We start from the raw sequence: 17896 nt of genomic DNA, 5'->3' as shown, positions 1-17896 counted from the left end.
GCAGTGGCCGTCTGCGGGCAGTCGCTGTTGTCCGCCAGTGGACACATCCTGCTGGCCACCCACAGCCGAACGCCCCTGGTGTCGGCTCTTTGGTTTTCGTCGCCGTTGGGTACAGTCACGCCGTGTTGCGGCGAGGAGCGGAATGGCGGGGCTGACGCACTGCCCGACAGGTATCGACGGGCTGGACAAGATCACCGACGGAGGCCTGCCCGCAGGACGCACCACTCTCGTCGCCGGCGGCGCCGGCTGCGGCAAGACCCTGCTCGCCACGGAGTTCTTGGTCCGCGGCGTCGAGCGGGGCGAGGCCGGGGTGCTGCTGGCGTTCGAGGAGACCGCCGAGGAGCTGGCCGCCAACGTCGCGTCGCTCGGCTGGGACCTCGACCGCCTGCAAGCGGAGGGGAAGCTGGTCGTCGACTACGTGAAAGTCGACCGCGAGCAGATCGACATGACCGGCGACTACGACCTCGAGGCGCTGTTCATCCGCCTCGGGCTGGCCATCGACGAGGTCGGCGCCAAACGGGTCGCGCTCGACACCCTCGAGGTGCTCTTCGCCGCGCTCGACGACACCGCCCGGCTGCGCTCCGAGCTGCGCCGGTTGTTCGCGTGGCTGAAAGGCAAGGGGGTCACCTCGGTGATCACCGCCGAGTCCGGCGGCGGGTCGATCACCCGCCACGGCCTCGAGGAGTACGTGGCCGACTGCGTCATCTCCCTCGACCACCGAGTCAGCGACCAGATGGCGGTGCGGCGCATCCGCGTCGTCAAGCTGCGAGGGTCGACGCACGCGACCAACGAGTTCCCCTTCGTGATCGGAGCGACCGGGTTCTCGGTCGTGCCGGTCACCTCTTTCGGTCTGGAGCACCCGGCGAGCACCGAAGCGGTGCCCACCGGCGTGGCGGGCCTCGACGCGATGCTCGGCCGGGGCGGCTGGTTCCGGGGCAGCGTCACCATGGTGTCGGGCGAGTCGGGGACCGGCAAGACCACCTTCGCCGCTGCGTTCGCGGACGCCGCGTGCTCCCGGGGGCAGAAGTGCCTGTACATGGCGTTCGAGGAGTCGGCCGCCCAACTGGCCCGAAACATGTCATCGGTCGGCCTGCGCCTGGACCACTGGATGGACGAAGGGCTGCTGCGGGTCCACGCCAACCGCCCGACCGAGCTGGGCCTGGAACGGCACCTGACCACGGTCTACGAGCAGGTGGAGCTGCACGACCCCGACGTCGTGGTCCTCGACCCGGTCACCGACTTCACCGCGCTCGGCGGCGGCTTGGACATCAAGGCTCTGCTCATGCGCATCGTCGACTACTTGAAGAACCGGCAGGTGACGGCGGTGTTCACCAGCCTCAACCACCCCCTCGGGGAGGACACCGCTTTGTCTTCGCTGATCGACAACTTCGTTCACCTGCGGATGCTGGAGAACGGCGCGCAACGCCGGCGCAGCTTGTTCATCCAAAAGGCCCGCGGCATGGCACACTCCCACCACGTGCGAGGCTTCGAGCTGAGCGAGGACGGGATCGACATCTTGGACGCAGTAGCGGAGGCTGCCCCATGACCGACAGCCACCCGACGGCAGGCGACGCGAACGGCGCGTCGCCCGGCCCGATCGGCACCGCGGGAGCGCCCGGAGCGCTGGCCGACAGCCCTCCTCCCGAGACGTGGGAGCTGCGCTTGTACGTCGCCGGGGAAACCCCCCGCTCGGCCGCGGCGCTGGCCAACCTGCGCCGGATCTGCGAGGAGCACCTCGCCGGTCAGTACTCCATCGAGGTCATCGACCTCCTGGAGCGGCCGCAGCTGGCCCGCGGCGAGCAGATCGTCGCCATCCCGACGCTGGAGCGGCGCCTGCCCGAACCCGTCCGCAAGATCATCGGCGACCTGTCCAACACCGAGCGGGTGCTGATCGGCCTGGACCTCCGCCCGGAGCGCTGACCCCGGTGCGCGCCCAGTGAGCGGCGCCGAGGGCCTACCCGTCGGCGACATCCTCGACGTCATGCCGGTCGCGGTGGTGCTGATCGACCCCGACGGCCGGGTCGCGGGATGGAACGTGGCGGCGGAGGTCCTCTACGGGCATCGGGCCGAGGACGTGCTCGGCGTGTCGGCGCTCGAAGCGCTCTTCGACCCCGACGACCAGGCCATGTTCAAGCAGCTGCTGGCCGGCGTCGCCAGCGGCCAGTCGTGGGACGGCGACGCCCGGGTCCGCCGCCGGGACGGGGCTCTGCTGGTCAGCTCGTTCCGCCTGGTTGCGGCCGGCGCCGGCGGGGCCGCGGCGTGGGTCGCCACCGACGGGATGGACCAGGGTCTCGCCGAGCAGCAGCGGTCGGTGCTGCTCAGCGCCGAGCACGCAGCGCGCGCCACCGCGGAGGACGCCCTCGGCCTGCTCGAAGCGATCCTCGGGGCTGCGCCGGTCGCCATCGCAGTGTTCGACACGCAGCTGCGCTACGTCCGGGTCAACGACGCGTACGCCGTGCTAAGCGGCAAGACCCCCGCCGAGCACGTCGGCGGGACGCTCGGCGAGGTCGTGCCGGTGGTCCCGGAGATCGCCTCAGACCTGGCCTCGACGCTGCGCACCGGCCGGGTCGTCGCCGGCCGGCTGATCGAGCGGGAACTCGAAGCAGGCGGCGGGGTCCGGCACTTCTCGGTCAGCTACTTCCCGGTCCGAGCCGGCGACACCCTGGTCGGCGCCGGTCTCACCGCGGTGGAGATCACTCAGCTCAAGCGGGCCGAAGCCGATCGGGTCGTGCTCCTCCGGCGCGCCGAGGAAGCCCGGGAGCGGCTGTCGATCCTGGCCACCGCCAGCTCGGTGCTCACCACCACCCTCAACCTCGACGAGATGCTCGACCGCCTCGCCGGGGTGCTGGCCCCGAGCGTCGCCGACTGGTGCGCGCTGGCGCTGTTCGGCGGCGGCGGACGCAGCGAGCACCTGTCGGTGTTCCACCGGGACCTCCACAAGCTGGTGGACGCCAAACCGGCCCTCGCCGCGGCAGGCGCGGACCTCGCCAGCCTGGGACGGGCCGCCAGCGGCGGCCGGGGACGGCTGACCGAGCACACCACCCTCGGCGCCATGCTCGGCCTGGAAGCCGCCGACACGCCCCCCGGCCCGCTGTCGGCCGCCCTCGACGTGCCCTTCGGCGCCGGGCTGGCAGTGCCGATCGACGCCCACGGCGAGGTCATGGGCGTGCTGGCCCTGGCCACCAGCGAGGGCCGGTCCCTCGACGGCGACGACCTGTCCCTGGCCGCGGAGGTCGCCCGGCGGACCGCGCTGGCGGTCAGCAACGCCAGGGCGTTCCAGCACGAGCGGGAGATCGCCGAGACCCTGCAACGGGCGCTACTGCCGACGACGGTCCCCGCGGTGGAGGGCCTCGACATCGCGGTGCGCTACCTGCCGGCGACCGACGGGGCGTCGGTGGGGGGCGACTGGTACGACGTGTTGATCCTCGACGAGGACACCACCGGCATCGCCATCGGCGACGTGGTCGGCCACGACGTGAGCGCGTCGACGTCGATGGGTCAGCTGCGAAGCGCCCTGCGGGTGCTGGCCCACGACGGCTACGAGGACCCGGCGCTCACCTTGTCGCGAGTCGACCGGGCGATGGGCTCGCTCGGCGTGTCCTACGCCACCTGCATCTTCGGGGTGCTGGACCGGCCGTCGAGCACGTTTCGCTGGAGCAACGCCGGGCATCCACCGCCGCTTTTGGTCCGCGACGGCGCCGCCCGGCTCCTCTCCGGCGGTTCGGGGGTCCTCCTCGGGGTCACCGACGGCGGCGACGCCCACGAGGACTCCCTGCTCCTCCACGCCGGCGACGTGCTGGTCCTCTACACCGACGGGCTGGTCGAACGGCGCGGCAGCTCCCTCGACGCCGGGCTGGATCTGCTCAAAACCGCGGCGGTCGGCCTGCCGGGACGCAGCGCCGAAGAGGTGTGCGAGGGGCTGGTCAGCGCGCTGGTGCCGATGCCGGGACGCGAGGACGACGTGGCCATCCTCGTCGCGGTCCTCCGCCCGCAGCGCCAGACGTCGGGCGTCCACCGGATGGCGTTCGGCGCCGCCGCGGAGAGCGTCGGGCGGGCCCGCCGGTTCGCTGCGGACGTGCTCACCTCGGCGGGGTGGGGCGCCCAGGTGGACCTGGCGGTGCTGCTCGTCAGCGAGCTGGTCACCAACGCGGTCCGCCACGCCGTCGGCCCCTGCACCCTGCGTATCGAGTTCTCCGATGAGCGCGTCGAGCTGGCCGTCGAGGACGGCGACGGGCGGATCCCGGCGCCCCGCGAGGCCGGCCCCCTAGACGAGGGCGGCCGGGGCCTGTACATGGTCGCGACCCTGGCCGACGACTGGGGGATCCGCCCCGCCGCGGCCACCGACGCCGGCGGGCCGGGCAAGGCGGTGTGGTTCGCGCTGCGACGGGAGGCGTGAAGCCCCTCCCGTCTCGGCGCTCCGCCGGCGGGGCGGGTGATTGGCGCCCGGTGCGCTCGGGGAGAGCCTGACGATGGCCCGCCCCCCTTCCCGCACCAGCCGCACCCACCGCCGGGCGGTGGCCCTGCTCGCAGTGATCGTGGTGGCGGTGATCGGCCTGGCCGTCGGTGTCGTACCCTCCAAGAGCGCCGGCACGACTCCGACCACGGCCGGCGCCCCGGCGGCCGGCTCCTCCGCCCTCGGCGCCGCCCGCCAGTCCTGCACCCTCTTCGCCAGCCTGGTCAGCGACCTTCAGGCCGGCAAGCTGACCCCCGAGGCGCTCGGACCGCGCGTCGCGGCGGTGGACCAGGCGGCCAGCGCGGCGGCCGGCGCCGACCGGGCGGCGTTCGCCAAGCTGGCCTCCGACGCCCGGGCGTTTGACGTCGCGGTGGGCTCCAACGACCCGACCACCGGCACCGCCGCGCAGGCCCTGGCCACCGACTGTCAGGCGGTCCTCTCCCCCGCCACCGCCAAGACCTGACCGGCCGGCGGGCGTAGGTATCGTCCGGGCATGGGCGCACCGGCGTACACCATCAAGGCGCTCGACCGCTCGACGTGGGACGCCTTCGCTGCGCTGGTGGAGGCCAACAACGGCGTATTCGGGGGATGCTGGTGCCTCTCCTTTCATCCCGAGGGCGGAGAAAAGGGCGTGCCTCCCGACGCCAAACGGAACCGCAAGTTCGAGCGGGTACGGGCCGGGACCGCGCACGCCGCGTTGGTGTTCGACGGCGAGGACTGCGTCGGCTGGTGCCAGTTCGGACCGCCGGCGGAGGTCCCGAGGATCAAGAGCCGAGCCGCGTACGACAAGGGCCTGGCCCGGGAACCGGACTGGCGGATCGCGTGCTGTTTCGTCGGGAAGGGACGCCGGCGCCGGGGGGTGGGCACCGCCGCGTTGGCCGGGGCGCTGGAGCTCATCGCCGGCCTGGGCGGCGGGACGGTGGAGGGATACCCGGAGGACGCCGGGTCGGTGCCCGCCGGCTTCTTGTTCAACGGGGCGGTGTCGACCTACGAGAAGTTGGGCTTCACCCGCGACCGGATGATCGGCAGGCACCGCTGGGTGGTGTCCACCACGGTCCAGCCGGCCACGGTCCGCGCCGCCACCGTCTAGGCGGTGGCGGTGAGGCCGATCGTGGGACAGGTCGGGCGTTGGGCGCGGGCGGTCACCCTTCGAGGTAGCGGAGCACGGCCAGCACCCGGCGGTGGTCGGTGGAGGTCGCCGGCAGGTCCAGCTTGGCGAAGATGCTCGCCACGTGCTTTTCGACCGCGCCTTCCGAGACGGTCAACGCGGCGGCGATCGCCGAGTTGGTGCGGCCTTCGGCCATCAACGTCAGCACCTCGCGCTCCCGGCCGCTCAGCGCGCCGAGCGTGTCGGTGCGGCGCGACGCGCCCATCAGCTGGGTGACGACCTCAGGGTCGAGCGCGGTGCCGCCCGACGCCACCCGCACCAGCGCCTCGACGAAGTCGGAGACGTCAGCGACTCGGTCTTTGAGCAGGTAGCCGATCCCCGCCGCGCCGCCGGCGAGGAGCTCGGCGGCGTAGCGGGTCTCGACGTACTGGGAGAACACCAAGATCCCAACCTCGGGGTGGCTGCGGCGCAGCCGCAGCGCGGCTTGGAGGCCCTCGTCGGTGAACGTCGGCGGCATCCGGATGTCGACCACCGCCACGTCGGGCGGGTCCGCGGTCACGGCGCGTTCCAAGCCGACCGCGTCGCGCTCCGCGGCGAGGACCGCGAACCCGCGGTCGGTGAGCAGCTGGACCAGCCCGTCGCGCAAGACCGCGGAGTCCTCGGCGATCACGACGCGCGCCGAGGTCCCGAGCGCGGTCATCCGCGCGCCGGCAGGTCGATCGTGACGACGGTCGGGCCGCCCGGAGGGCTGCCGATGCTCAGGTGCCCGTCGACCGCGGCGACCCGGTCGGCGAGACCGGCCAGGCCGCTCGAGGAGGAGCCGAGCCGGCACACCGTGGCGCCGCCCCGCCCGTCGTCGCGCACGACGATGCGCAGCCACGGCCCGTGCTGAGCGCAGCTGAGCGACGCCCGGGACGCGTGGGCGTGCTGGGCGACGTTGGCTAGCAGCTCCGCCGCGCAGAAGTAGCCGATCGCCTCGATGCTGCGCGTCGGCCGCGACGGCAGCGACACCGTTACCGCGGTGGGGACCGGGCTGCGGGCCGCCAGGGTGGCGAGGGCGTTTTCGAGGCCGGTGTCGAGCGCCGGCGGGTGGATGCCGCGGGCCAGGTCCCGCAGGTCGGTGATCGCCTCCTTGGCGCCGCGGTGGGCGTCGTCGACCAGGCGGCGCAGCGCGCTCAAGTCGCCGGGCGGCGCCGAGTCGTCGAGCTGGTCGAGCTTCTCTTTGGCCTGCCCGAGGCGCATGGCCAGCGCGACGAGCTGCGCTTGGGTGCCGTCGTGGAGGTTGCGTTCGATGCGCCGCAAGGTTTCGGTGGCCGCGTCGAGGGTCTTGGAGCGGGACTCCTCGAGGGTCCTGACCCGGGACGTCGCGGCGTCAGGCCCGAGGAGGAGGCGCATCAGGCCTCGGTCGAGGGCGACCACCGCCCGCATCGTCCACGGGGCGACGAAGAAGAGCACCGCTCCGACCGCGAACACCCGGCCGTGGTTCACGAGCCAGCCCGGCCCGCCGCTGTGGCCCGGGCCGAGCGTCCGGCCGAGCACCCCGAACCTCGTCCCTCCCGGCCCGCCGGTCAGCGGCGACGCCAGCGCGAGCAACGCCTCGACCCAGACGCTCAACGCGAACCAGATCCCGAAGATCGTGAGGGGCACCTTGGCGACGAAGTAGATGACCGCCCGCCACGCGGCCCGGTCGCCGAGCGACGCCCGCAGCCACCCGAAGAAGCCGGGGCGTGGGCTGAACGGCTCCGGCTCGGCCAGGTCCTCGCCGAGGGCTTGCCTGGCCAGCGCCCGCTGCCAGCGTCCGAGGCCCCGCCCGACGCGCAGGCCGCCGGCGAGGACCAGCACCCCGACGAGCACGACGGTCAGCCCGACACCGGCGAGACCGAACGCCCCGAGGACGACGAGCGCGGCCAGGGTCAGGGCGCTGCTGGCGAGGAAGAACCCCAGCTCCGCCCAGCTCCGCCTCCGGAACGGCTCGCGGCCGACCAGCTCGAGCGCACGCCGGAGTTGTCGGGCTTGCTCCTGCGGGATCCGGATGAGCAACAACCCTCCTTCCGGCGTGCGCCTGCTCTAGGCGTCCCGCCGGAGGAAGAGTAGGGCGCCGGCGCCCATGGCGACGGCCGCGTACAGGGCCATCAGCAGGATCCCGACGGTCGGCGACAGCGGGTGGATGACCCCGCCCGGCCCCTGCCTGACGGTGCGCATCACCGAGTCGGTGAGGATCTGCGTCGGCAGGTACCGCACGTCGGGCTCGGAGATGCCGTGCATCACCAGCGGGAGCACGAACACCACCGCCACGAACGACGCGATGGCGGCCGCGGTGCTGCGGAAGATCAGCCCGAACCCGAACGACATGAGCGTCATCAAGGCGATGAACAGCCCGGTCAGCACCACCGCCCGCAGCGCGCCGGGGGAACCGAGGCTGGCGGAGGGGGCGCCGCCGCCGGAGAGGATCGCCTCGCCGAGGAAGAACGACACGAAGCTGAGCAGCTCGCAGAACACCAGCATGACCGCGGCGGTGACGCCCGTCTTGGCGCCGAGCAGGACCGGGCGGCGGGGAATGGCGGCCAGCGTGGCCCTGATGGTGCCGCTCGAGTACTCGGCGGTGATCAGCAACGCCCCGAACACGCCGCCGGTGAGAGCGGCGACGATCAGGCCGGTCAGCGCCTCCGACGTCGGGTCGAATCCCATGTAGTAGCCGGGGCTGTGGCCGAGCGCGGCGTTGGTGACCAACCCGGTGACGAGCAGGCCGGCGACGACGGTCAACCCGAGGGTGATCACCGTCGAGCGGAGGGTGGCGATCTTGGCCACCTCGGAGCGGACTGCGTTGCTGAACCGGTAGCGGCCGGGGGGCAGCGCGAGGGCGGTCTGGGACATTTCCATCACTCCTTGGCGCCGGCTGCGACGCCGGCATTGGTCGAGGGGCGGTACTCCACCTCGTCTTGGGTCAGCTCCATGAACGCGTCCTCGAGCGACGCCAGGATCGGCACCAGCTCGTGGACCCGGAGCCGGTCGCGGGCGGCCAGGTCGCCGATCTGGGGGGCGGTGAGCCCCTCCACGGTCAGCGACCCGTCCTCCCCGGCGCCCACCGAGGCGCCTTCGGCGGCCAGCGCGGCGCTGAACGCCGCGACGTCCGGCGTGACCAGGCGGACCGCGGCGGTGCCGCTTCGGGCCACGAAGTCCGCGACGCCGGTCTCCGCGATCAGCCGGCCCCGGCCGATCACCACCAGACGGTCGGCGGTCAGGGCCATCTCGCTGATCAGGTGGCTGGAGACCAGCACGGTGCGGCCCTCCGCGGCGAGATCGCGGAGGAGGTTGCGGACCCAGCGGATGCCCTCGGGGTCGAGGCCGTTGACCGGCTCGTCGAAGAGCAGCACCCCCGGGTCGCCGAGCAGCGCGGCGGCGATCCCCAGCCGCTGGCCCATGCCTAGGGAGAACTTGCCCGCCCGGCGCCCGGCGACGGAGGTCAACCCGACCAGGTCGAGGACCTCGTCGACGCGTCGCAGCGGGATGTCGTTGGCCAGCGCCAGGCACCGCAGATGGTTGCGGGCGGTGCGGGTCGGGTGGAACGCCTTGGCCTCGAGCAGGCCGCCGACCTGGCGCATCGGCCAGGCCAGCTCGCTGTAGACCTGACCGTCGATCAGCGCGGTCCCCGATTCGGGGATGTCGAGGCCCATGATCATCCGCATGGTGGTCGACTTGCCCGACCCGTTGGGGCCCAAGAACCCGGTGACGACACCGGGCGGGACCTCGAAGGTCAGCTGGTCGACGGCGGTTGTCGCCCCGTACCGTTTGGTGAGTGAGTGGACTGTGATCATCAGGTCCGAACGGTAAGCCCGGCGGCCCGCCGGCGGAATACCGCTAGGGGGCGTCTTCGCGCGCCGGGTACCCGCAGGTGGATGGTGGGGCTAGCCCCACCCCCCCGAGCCGGTCAGCGGGCGGAGAGCGCCTCGCGAAGCGGCACCCGCCGGCCGGTGCGCAGGATCGCCCGGCGGTACACCCGCGTCGCGAGGCGGGCCGCGGCGACCGTCGCCGCCAGGCTGACCAGGACCGACAGCGCGAACTGCCACCAGGCGGCGGGGCCCATCCCGACCAGTACGGGCATGGAGAAAGGGGCGGTGGGCGGCAGGTAGGCCAGCACCTTCACCAGCCCCGAGGGGGCGGAGGACCCGGCCGAGCTGAGCGCCACCACGTAACCGAAGATCATCGGGAGGCTGAGCGGGAACGCCAGGCTCTGCACCTGGTCTTGGCGCTCGGCCATCGACCCGGCCGCGGCGTAGATCCACGAGTAGAAGGCGTAGCCGAGGACCAGCCACACGAGGGTGCTCACCACCTCGAGCGGTCCGCTGCCCTTGAGCAGATCCGAGCCGACCGCCGCCGCGACGCTGAGCGCGACGGCCAGGATCACCGCGGCCTGGGCGAAGGCCACCAGCCCGATCCCGAGGACCTTGCCGGCCAGGAGCTTCCCGGACCCGACCGCCGCGAGCAGCACCTCCACCACCCGGCTGGACTTCTCCTCCATCACCCCGATCAGCGTCCACGTCAGGTACTGGGTGAGCATGACGAAGATCAGCACCAAGCCGACGATGGACGGACCGAGGGATTTCGCCTTGGCCTTCGGCGCGGCCGCGGGACGCAGGGCCCGCACCGGGACCGGCGGGGCTCGAAGAGCCTGGGATGCCTCAGGCTCGGACAGCCCGGCGGCGTCGAGCGCCTGCTCCACGCCGAGCACCCGGGACAACGACCGCACCAGCGTGGCGGTGGCGGAGGTGTCAGCGGTGCCGACCGCCCGGTCGACGACCAGCTGGCGGCCGTCGACGATCACCACGTCGAGGCGGCCGGCGGCCAGTCCGGCCTCGCCCGCGGCCAGGTCCGGTTGGGGGACCACCACCACCGCGCTGCCCGCCCCGGCCGCGGCGGCCCTCACCGTGGCGTCGAGCGACGACGGCGCGGCGCCGACGGTGCCGACCTGCTCGGCGGTCGCCGCGGTCTTGGTGGCCACCGGGATGACGATGGCGGCGGCCACGCCGAGCAGGATGAGCAGCGTCCCGACCCGGAACACCCGGCCCCGGATCCGCTGGCGTACCTCGCGCTCCGCGACCAGGCCGACGTCGCCGGCCCGGGCGACCAGCGCGTCGAGGCGGCTCATCCCACCGCCTCCCGGAAGACCTCGGAGAGGCGACGGCGTTTGAAGCTCCACTCGGTCACCCGGCCGGCGGCCATGGCCCGCGACAGCAGCCAGTTGGTGTCCACCGCCTCGCCGAGCACCAGCCGGGCCGCGCCGCGGTCGATCTCGGAGACCTCCACGTCGGGAATCTCCTGTACCCATCGGGCGTCGCGGTCGCCCTCGACGCGCGCCACCAACCGGCGGGGGCCGCTGCCGGCCAGCTCGTCGACGGAACCGGCCGCGACCACCCGGCCCCGGTCGATGATGGTCACCGACGAGCAGAGGTCCTCCACCAGGTCCAGCTGGTGGCTGGAGAACACGACTCCCCGCCCGGCCCGGGCCTGCGCCACCAGCACTGCGCCGATGGCGTCGATCCCGGCCGGGTCCAGCCCGGCCAGCGGCTCGTCGAGGATCAACAGCTCCGGGTCGTGGACCAGCGCCGCGGCGAGCTGGACCCGTTGCTGGTTGCCGTGGGAGAGGGCTTCCACCTTGCTACCGGCCCGCCCGGCGACGTCCAGGCGCTCCAGCCACCCGGCCGCGGCGCGAGACGCGTCGACGCGGCTCATCCCGTGCAGCCGGCCGAGGTACTCGACCTGCTCGCCCACCAGCATCCCCGGGTACAGGCCCCGCTCCTCGGGCATGTACCCGAAGCGGCGCCGGGCGGCGGCGTCAACGGTCGCACCGTTCCAGCGGATGCTCCCCGCGTCGAGGTCGGTCAGGCCGAGCACGGCGCGCATGGCGGTCGTCTTGCCGGCGCCGTTGGGGCCGAGGAACCCGACGACCTCGCCGGCGGGGACCGAGAACGTCAGGCCGTCGAGCGCGGTCAGCGACCCGTAGCGACGGGTCACGCCGTCGAGCTCGAGCGGGCCACCCATGCGGGCGAGCGTAACCCGCCGGCCGCGGGCGGGACTCTCAGCGCGAAGGGAAGCGCAGCGACGATCCGGGCGGGTCGTGCAGCAGCGCCTCGAGGGTCGCGGCGGGCATCGGCCGGGCGAAGTAGAACCCCTGGCAGTAGTCGCTGCCGAGCGACACGAGACCGTCGTGCTGCTCGGAGGTCTCGACGCCCTCCGACACGACGGTCATGTCGAGGAGGTGGGCCAGCTCGATGACCTTCGCGATGATGGCCCGGCTGGAGGCGTCCTCGAGGAAGTTGGACACGAAAGCCCGGTCGATCTTGACCACGTCGACGGGGAAGGCCCGCAGGTAGGTGAGCGGCGAGTGGCCGGTGCCGAAGTCGTCGAGGGCCAGGTTCACCCCCAGCGCTTTGAGCTCGGAGAGGACCGTGCCGGTCGGCGCGCTGTCCTGGAGGAGGATCCCTTCGGTGATCTCGAAGGTCAGCCGTCGAGGGTCGGCTCCGGTGGCTTCCACCACCGAGGCCACCGTCGCCACGAACGCGGGGTGCATCAGCTGCAGCGCCGAGACGTTCACCGCGACGCTGATCGCGGCGCCCGCCGGCAGGAGGCTCCAGCGGTTCAGGTCCTCACAAGCGGTCTGGATCACCCAGCGACCGATGTCGACCATCAGACCGGCGCGCTCGGCTAGGGGGACGACCAGCGCCGGGGGGACGATGCCGCGCCGGGCGTGGTCCCAGCGCAGGAGCGCTTCGACCCCGGCGAGGCGGCCGTCGACGGCGGAGACGATCGGCTGGTAGTCGAGGCGCATCTCGCCGCGCCCGACCGCGCCGACCAGGTCGCCGCCTAGGGCGTGGCGGTCGTGGGCGTCCGCCGCGGCCCGCAGGTCGATGACCTGGTGGCGGTGACCGCCTTGGCGTTTGGCCTGGTACATGGCGATGTCGGCGTCGTGGAGGAGGCGTTCGGGGACCAACCCGGTGCTGGGCCCGGCGAACGCGACGCCGGCGCTCGCCGAGATGGTCACCTCGACGCCGCTCAGCGCGAAAGGCGCGGCGAGGGAGGTCACGATGCGGGCGGCGATCACCTCCGCTTGGCGCTCGTCCTCGAGGTCCTCGCAGACGATCACGAACTCGTCGCCTGACATGCGAGCCAGGGTGTCGCCGGGGCGGAGCATCCCGGCCAGGCGGGTCGCCACCGCGACCAGCAGCTCGTCGCCGACCCGGTGCCCGTGGTCGTCGTTGACGTCTTTGAACCGGTCCAAGTCGACGTAGAGGACCGCCACCCGGCTCGCCGAACGGCCGCTGCTGCGAAGGACACGGTCCAAACGGTCCAAGAGCAGCGCCCGGTTGGGCAGCCCGGTAAGCGGATCATGGAGCGACCGGTGCGCCAACGCCGCGGAGGAGTCCTCGAGGTCGGCCCTGGCCTGGGCGTTGACCAGGTAGGCGGAGGTCACGTCGGCCAGGGTCTCCGCGACGTCCATGGCGGCGTCGTCGAGCACGCCGGGGGCCTGCCCGTAGAGGTCGAGGGCGCCGAGCCGGCGGTCACCCTGGCGGAGCGGGAAGGTCCACACAGATACCAGCCCCTCCGCCAGGGCCCTGGCCTTGAACTTCTCGAAGCGGGTGTCGCCGGCCAGGTCCGGCACCGCGACGGCCTCCCCCGTCATGTAAGCGGCGATGCAGAGCCCGTCGTCGAGCTCGGTCTGCAGCTGCTCGAACTGCAGCGCGGACGCGTCGGACGCCGCCACATAGCGGGGCCGGGCGCCGTCTGAGATCAACGTCACCCCCGCCGCGCTGACAGGCATGATGTCGACGATTCGGTGCACCAGCTGATCGAGGATCGACTGGATCGGGAAGTCGGTGACCATGGTGCGGGCAAAGTCACGGAGGACCTCCGCCAGCTCCCGGTCCGTCGCCATGTGCCCTCCAAGCGCCCGGGACGATCGCCATCTGTTTGACGGTCTCCGCAGCGCTAACGACGGAGTGTACCGACCGGGCGGGACAACCCGGAATGTTTCCGGGTTTGTCGACCGCCACGCGCCGACGCACCTTCCTATTTTCCGTAAACTGATGCGGACAGCAGCGGCGATATCGGTTCAATACGACGCTGCCCGGCCGGGACCGTTCGCTGAATCAGGCGGGGCCGACCTCGGCGAGTCGCTGGTGGATCACCCGCGCCACTTCCAGCAGGTAGCGCAGGTCCTTGTCGGTGAAGTCCCGGGCCCGTCCGAAGCCGACCACCAGCACCCCTGACGCCGGCGCGGTCGCGCCGAGAGGCACCCACACCGCGGTCGGGTTGTCGGCGACCGGCTTGGAGGGGATGAGCCGGGGGTAGCGGGTCAGGCGCTCGTCGCGGGTGCGCAGCACGACCGGCTCGGCGGTTCGCACCGATTCCGAGATGGGGTTGTCGTGGCTGACCGCGTAGCGCAAACCCTGCGGCTCGTCGGGTTCGTAGCCGACCCGGTGGATGCCCGACACGTGCGCCCCGTCGGGCTCCACGAGCAGCAGGTTGGCGAAGCTTGCCCCGGTGTCGGCCCTGACCCGCTCGAGGGCGACCTCCGCGACGCTTCGCCGGTCGCCGGCGCCGGCCAGTCGTTCCTCGAGGGCGCTCAGCAGCTGGAGTCGGCGGTCGCTCAGGGTGTCGGCGGGACGGGTGCTCGAATCCGGGCGGACCACCGGGAACGGGCACGGCTGCGCCGGCTGGCCGCCTAGCTGGCGGAGGACCTCGTCGTGGTACCAGAGCCTGAACGCCACCACCTCCGGCATGGGGGCCATCACCAGCAGCTTCCCGGTGGAGCGGGCCGCGGCTATAGCGCCGAGCAGCGCGTCGAGGGCCCGGAGGTGGCGGCGGGTGTCGGGGCCGACGGCAAGGTGCAGGTCGGCCAGGCGGTCCCCGCGGTCGCGTGCCGCGTGGAGCGCCTCCTGGCCGCCGTAGCGCAGCGGGCCCAGCTCGCTCAGCAGCTGGGTGGCGGAGCGAGCCAGCTCACCGACCTCGGGGTCGACGCCGTCGGAGAGGGCGATGACCTGCAGCTCGCGGATGGTGTCGTCGAAGTTGCGGTCGGAGTCGGCGATGAGGCGGAGCGGGACCGCGACCAGGCGCACCGACCGGCCGGCGCCGTCCTCGGCGACCGCCGGGTGCAGCCCGGCTGCGTCCAGGCCGGGGGCGGCCCCGCTGGCACCGGCCGCCCGCGCCGGGGCGGCGGGCCCTCCGGCCGGGTCGATACCGACCTCGGCCCACACCGTCTTGCCTCCCTCGGCGTGGGCGGTCACCCCCCACCGGGTGGAGATCGACGCCACCAGCTCCATGCCCCGGCCGGTGGTGGCCAGCGCGTCGATCAGGTCGTCGAGGTCGGGGACGACCGGCTCGTCGAAGATCTCGTCTTCAGGGACGAGGATCGGCAACGGCGGGGGGATGAACACCGGCATGTCGCTGGCGTCGGTGACCTCGATGCGCACCGTCGCGTCGGTGACGCCGACCGCGAGGTCGACAGCGGTGCGGGCGTGGAGCACCGCGTTGGTCACCAGCTCCGACACGACCAGCGCGGCGTCGCCGGCGACTACCGGGTCGAAGCCGTGGCGGGCGGCCACCTCCCCCACCATCACCCGAGCCCGGGCGACGCTGGAGAGCATCGGCTCCAGGCTCAGGCGGTCGTCGTCGCTCACAGCAGCTGCTTCTCGCCCCAGAAAGAGGCGTGCGGGTTGGCGTTGTAGTCGGGGATGGGTAGGTAGCCGCGCCGCTCGTAGAGGCTCTGGGCGACCGGCTGGAACCGGCCGGTGTCGAGCCGGACCCGCCGGTAGCCGAGGCCCCGGGCCGCGTCCTCGAGCGCTGCGAGCAAGCCGCCCGCCAGCCCCTGCCCTCTCCACTTCGCCACGACGTACATCCGCTTGATCTCCCCGGTGTCGGCGTCCCACCGCTTGACCCCCCCGCCGGCGACCGCCTCGCCGTCAGCCCACCCGACGAGGAAGATCCCGCCCGGCGGGGCGAAGTCCCCGGGGGTGGCGCTGGGCGCGCCGGCGCCGTCGATGCGGCCGTACCAGCCGACCAGCTCGAGGATCATCTCCTCGATGAGCGTCGCGGCGGGGGGCACGGCGGCATCGGCGGCACGCCACTCGACGCGGGCCAGTTGTTCCATCGCCGGTGAATGGTAACGCTCCACGACCATCGCAGCCTGGCTCTACCCTCGCTCCGTGCCTTTGCCCCCTCTTCACGACACCACGAGCGGACCCGGGCGGTGAAGGGCCGGGTTTGGATGGTCGTCGGCGTCGCCGCCGGGCTGGCCCTGTCGCTCGGCCGGGCCCCCTACCTGGCGGGCGCGGCCCGAAGCCTGGCCGACACCGCGCAGCGTCTGGTCGGCTCCGCCGGCAACAAGTTGCTCACCTCGGCGGCCAAGCACGGCGCCCCGCACAGCGCGGTGGTCGTCGTCACCGCCCTGGTGGCCGTCGCGCTCCCCGGGATCACCGCGCTGGTCTTGATCGTGGCGGCGCGCTCCACCCTCCGCCTGCGGGCGGTGATCGCCGTGCTGCTGGTGGCGCTCGGCGCCGCCGCGTACGTCTACCAGGGGCACGGCGTGGCGTCGGGGACCCTGGTGATGGCCCTGGCGGTGGCCGGGATCGCGGTGGCGGCCACCGGCCCGCTGGTGGTCGCTCCGCTCGCCGCGCTGGCCGGGCTGCTTTGCGGCCAGACCCTGCCGCGGGTGCTGGCCGCCCACACCACGCTGCCCAACGCCCCGGTGGCCGCCATCCACCAGGCCCTGTACCACTCGCCGGCGACGCCGGCGTGGCTGCGGGTGGCGGTGCTGATCGTCGCCGGGGTGCCGTTTTTCTTCGCGGCCCGCCTGGCGTTTTGGGCGTAACCGCTCGGCGGTCTCCTCTGCGGCCCGGCCGGCGGGCTCCCGGCGCCGGCGACGCCAGAGACCAAGAGCCCGATCGGGGCTAGGGCTTCGCTACGGCCACCGACACCCGCCTCGACTAATTCGTCATCTATTAAAGTCAGGGCGTGAACCCCAGCCGCCGGCGCCAACCTCCCGGGGGCCGAGGGATGCGCGATGCCGGGGGCGGGTCGACGGGGCTTGGTGAGGCAGACGGCCGGCCTGGGCGTCGTCGAGCGGGCCGTCACCGCCCCGGGCTGTGAGCGCGCCGTGGTGTGACTGCGCCGGGACCTGAGCGGGCGCAGAAGATCGCACCACCTCGACGGCTCGAGCGACTCCCCCTCGCTCGCCGCCGGGGTGGTGCTCCCCACCCGGAACCAGATACCCCCAGGGCCCCGACGCCCTGAGGGTCGGAGGGTCAGCTAGTGGCGGGTTTGCCGTGGAGACGGTCGGCGAAGCTCGCGAAGGGCCACACGTCTTGGTCCTCGCCCCACCCGGTCCCGCCGGTCATCTCCCACTCGAGGAACGTGTTGATCGTCACGTGGGCCCCGGTGGGCAACGCCATGGCGCTGCGCCGCTGCCCGACCGCCCGGAAACGACGACCGTCGGTGTCCTCGCCGACCAGCTCGATGCGCTCCACGCCGCCGGTGACCCGGTCGCGAACGTTGTTGCGTTGCACCGACGCGAGCCGGCGCAGCGACCCGTCACGCAGGAGGTAGCCGGAGGTCAGCGTTTCCACCTCGAGGAGGTGGTTGTCCGCGGGCGGGGCGCAGAAGGCCAGGAACGCCTCGCCGGCGTCGTTGGCGCCGAACGCGTAGCTGAGGCGCCCGATCCGGCCGAGCAACTCCGGCCTTCGCCCCCACGACCGGTCGCGCACCGAGACGCAGTCGACCTCGATCGCCTCACCGCGCAGGCTCAGCGTGCCGGTGACCCGACCGTGCTGGTCGTAGTGCGACGACCCGGTGAAGGGCGGGGCGCCTTGGAGGTGCGGCACCGGCGGGGTCAGGCCCTCGAACAGCAGATCGGCGGTGAAGTCCTTCTGGTCCCGGAACTGGTAGCCGAGCTGGTATCGCATACCCGCCTCGAGCATCTTGACCCGAACGCCGTTGCGGAACGTGACGTCGTCGAAGTCCCACGTCTCGGGCAGCCGGTCGTAGTACGACCACCCGAAGTAGGGAAGCGACCAGGATTCGAACGCCGAGGTGTCGTAGACGAACGCCCCGCCGGCGCTGGTCCCGAGGTTCGGCCGGGCCTGCACGTAGAGCCATCCCGCCAGGGACCGCTCAGGAACGTTGAAGGACCACCAGGTGGTCTCGGTCCAGTCTCCGGTCGGACCCGGTTGATGGCGGCGGTCGTCCTCGGGACCGAAGAGGAGGTTCGACTCGAAAGGCAGTTCAACTGGCAGGACCGGCTCCGTTCATGGTTGGCGTGTCATGGTGGGCGTGGTTGAGACAGG

General features: G+C 72.8%; 16 protein-coding genes. 6 read left to right on the top strand and 10 right to left on the bottom strand.

Features of this window, described 5'->3' with window-relative positions:
* The first annotated feature begins 142 nt into the window (after nt 1–142).
* The 5 genes from kaiC to K6U06_RS03265 all read left to right on the top strand — a co-directional run bounded on the left by kaiC (nt 143) and on the right by K6U06_RS03265 (nt 5543).
* Nucleotides 143–1546, top strand: coding sequence for a circadian clock protein KaiC (gene kaiC / locus K6U06_RS03285; protein WP_262320455.1), 1404 nt, complete (start codon nt 143–145; stop codon nt 1544–1546).
* Complete coding sequence (locus tag K6U06_RS03280) at nt 1543–1920, top strand: circadian clock KaiB family protein (protein WP_262320454.1); 378 nt, start codon at nt 1543–1545, stop codon at nt 1918–1920. The genes kaiC and K6U06_RS03280 overlap by 4 nt, the downstream gene beginning before the upstream one ends.
* Nucleotides 1921–1936: 16 nt before the next feature.
* The gene (locus K6U06_RS03275) at nt 1937–4396 is read left to right on the top strand and encodes a SpoIIE family protein phosphatase (RefSeq protein WP_262320453.1); all 2460 of its coding nucleotides are present in this window, start codon (nt 1937–1939) and stop codon (nt 4394–4396) included.
* Nucleotides 4397–4469: 73 nt separating this feature from the next.
* Nucleotides 4470–4916 carry a hypothetical protein gene (locus tag K6U06_RS03270; protein ID WP_262320452.1) on the top strand — a complete coding sequence of 149 codons (447 nt, stop codon included), beginning with the start codon at nt 4470–4472 and terminating at the stop codon, nt 4914–4916.
* Between the two features lie 30 nt (nt 4917–4946).
* Nucleotides 4947–5543, top strand: coding sequence for a GNAT family N-acetyltransferase (locus K6U06_RS03265; protein ID WP_262320451.1), 597 nt, complete (start codon nt 4947–4949; stop codon nt 5541–5543).
* Between the two features lie 52 nt (nt 5544–5595).
* Here K6U06_RS03265 and K6U06_RS03260 read toward each other — a convergent pair whose 3' ends face one another.
* The 9 genes from K6U06_RS03260 to K6U06_RS03220 all read right to left on the bottom strand — a co-directional run bounded on the left by K6U06_RS03260 (nt 5596) and on the right by K6U06_RS03220 (nt 15705).
* The gene (locus K6U06_RS03260; RefSeq protein WP_262320450.1) at nt 5596–6261 is read right to left on the bottom strand and encodes a response regulator transcription factor; all 666 of its coding nucleotides are present in this window, start codon (nt 6259–6261) and stop codon (nt 5596–5598) included.
* The gene (locus K6U06_RS03255) at nt 6258–7601 is read right to left on the bottom strand and encodes a sensor histidine kinase (RefSeq protein WP_262320449.1); all 1344 of its coding nucleotides are present in this window, start codon (nt 7599–7601) and stop codon (nt 6258–6260) included. Before K6U06_RS03255 ends, K6U06_RS03260 begins: the two co-directional genes overlap by 4 nt.
* Before the next feature lie 27 nt (nt 7602–7628).
* Entirely contained in the window at nt 7629–8435 is an 807-nt protein-coding gene (locus tag K6U06_RS03250; protein ID WP_262320448.1) for an ABC transporter permease, read from the bottom strand.
* A gap of 5 nt (nt 8436–8440) precedes the next feature.
* Nucleotides 8441–9376, bottom strand: a complete 936-nt coding sequence (locus K6U06_RS03245; protein ID WP_262320447.1) for an ABC transporter ATP-binding protein — start codon at nt 9374–9376, stop codon at nt 8441–8443.
* Nucleotides 9377–9489: 113 nt separating this feature from the next.
* Nucleotides 9490–10707, bottom strand: a complete 1218-nt coding sequence (locus K6U06_RS03240; RefSeq protein WP_262320446.1) for an ABC transporter permease — start codon at nt 10705–10707, stop codon at nt 9490–9492.
* A complete protein-coding gene (locus K6U06_RS03235; RefSeq protein WP_262320445.1) occupies nt 10704–11600 on the bottom strand; it encodes an ABC transporter ATP-binding protein in 897 nt (298 codons plus the stop codon). The genes K6U06_RS03240 and K6U06_RS03235 overlap by 4 nt, the downstream gene beginning before the upstream one ends.
* A 37-nt stretch (nt 11601–11637) precedes the next feature.
* Nucleotides 11638–13491, bottom strand: coding sequence for a putative bifunctional diguanylate cyclase/phosphodiesterase (locus tag K6U06_RS03230; protein WP_262320444.1), 1854 nt, complete (start codon nt 13489–13491; stop codon nt 11638–11640).
* 214 nt (nt 13492–13705) lie between these two features.
* The gene (locus K6U06_RS03225) at nt 13706–15235 is read right to left on the bottom strand and encodes an ATP-binding protein (protein ID WP_262320443.1); all 1530 of its coding nucleotides are present in this window, start codon (nt 15233–15235) and stop codon (nt 13706–13708) included.
* The gene (locus K6U06_RS03220; RefSeq protein ID WP_262320442.1) at nt 15232–15705 is read right to left on the bottom strand and encodes a GNAT family N-acetyltransferase; all 474 of its coding nucleotides are present in this window, start codon (nt 15703–15705) and stop codon (nt 15232–15234) included. The genes K6U06_RS03225 and K6U06_RS03220 overlap by 4 nt, the downstream gene beginning before the upstream one ends.
* A 99-nt stretch (nt 15706–15804) precedes the next feature.
* On the opposite strand from K6U06_RS03220, the gene K6U06_RS03215 reads away from it, so the two are divergent.
* Nucleotides 15805–16425: a hypothetical protein gene (locus tag K6U06_RS03215; RefSeq protein WP_262320441.1), complete on the top strand. Its 621-nt coding sequence runs from the start codon at nt 15805–15807 to the stop codon at nt 16423–16425.
* A 433-nt stretch (nt 16426–16858) separates the two neighbouring features.
* On the opposite strand, the gene K6U06_RS03210 is transcribed toward K6U06_RS03215, so the two are convergent.
* A complete protein-coding gene (locus K6U06_RS03210; RefSeq protein ID WP_262320440.1) occupies nt 16859–17698 on the bottom strand; it encodes a hypothetical protein in 840 nt (279 codons plus the stop codon).
* Nucleotides 17699–17896: the final 198 nt, after the last annotated feature.

The sequence above is a fragment of the Acidiferrimicrobium sp. IK genome (genome assembly GCF_025499425.1).
In the GTDB taxonomy this organism is placed as follows: domain Bacteria; phylum Actinomycetota; class Acidimicrobiia; order Acidimicrobiales; family Palsa-688; genus Acidiferrimicrobium.
Note: the sequence above shows the minus strand (reverse complement) of the source record. Positions and strands in the feature narration are given on the sequence as shown.

Bases quoted from the DNA above. Each gene is read 5' to 3' on its own strand.
- K6U06_RS03240 (WP_262320446.1), bottom strand. From the start codon at position 10,707: ATGAGCCGCCTCGACGCGCTGGTCGCCCGGGCCGGCGACGTCGGCCTG.
- K6U06_RS03270 (WP_262320452.1), top strand. From the start codon at position 4,470: ATGGCCCGCCCCCCTTCCCGCACCAGCCGCACCCACCGCCGGGCGGTG.
- K6U06_RS03230 (WP_262320444.1), bottom strand. From the start codon at position 13,491: ATGGCGACGGACCGGGAGCTGGCGGAGGTCCTCCGTGACTTTGCCCGC.
- K6U06_RS03265 (WP_262320451.1), top strand. From the start codon at position 4,947: ATGGGCGCACCGGCGTACACCATCAAGGCGCTCGACCGCTCGACGTGG.
- K6U06_RS03220 (WP_262320442.1), bottom strand. From the start codon at position 15,705: ATGGAACAACTGGCCCGCGTCGAGTGGCGTGCCGCCGATGCCGCCGTG.
- K6U06_RS03260 (WP_262320450.1), bottom strand. From the start codon at position 6,261: ATGACCGCGCTCGGGACCTCGGCGCGCGTCGTGATCGCCGAGGACTCC.
- K6U06_RS03235 (WP_262320445.1), bottom strand. From the start codon at position 11,600: ATGGGTGGCCCGCTCGAGCTCGACGGCGTGACCCGTCGCTACGGGTCG.
- K6U06_RS03280 (WP_262320454.1), top strand. From the start codon at position 1,543: ATGACCGACAGCCACCCGACGGCAGGCGACGCGAACGGCGCGTCGCCC.
- K6U06_RS03250 (WP_262320448.1), bottom strand. From the start codon at position 8,435: ATGTCCCAGACCGCCCTCGCGCTGCCCCCCGGCCGCTACCGGTTCAGC.
- K6U06_RS03245 (WP_262320447.1), bottom strand. From the start codon at position 9,376: ATGATCACAGTCCACTCACTCACCAAACGGTACGGGGCGACAACCGCC.
- kaiC (WP_262320455.1), top strand. From the start codon at position 143: ATGGCGGGGCTGACGCACTGCCCGACAGGTATCGACGGGCTGGACAAG.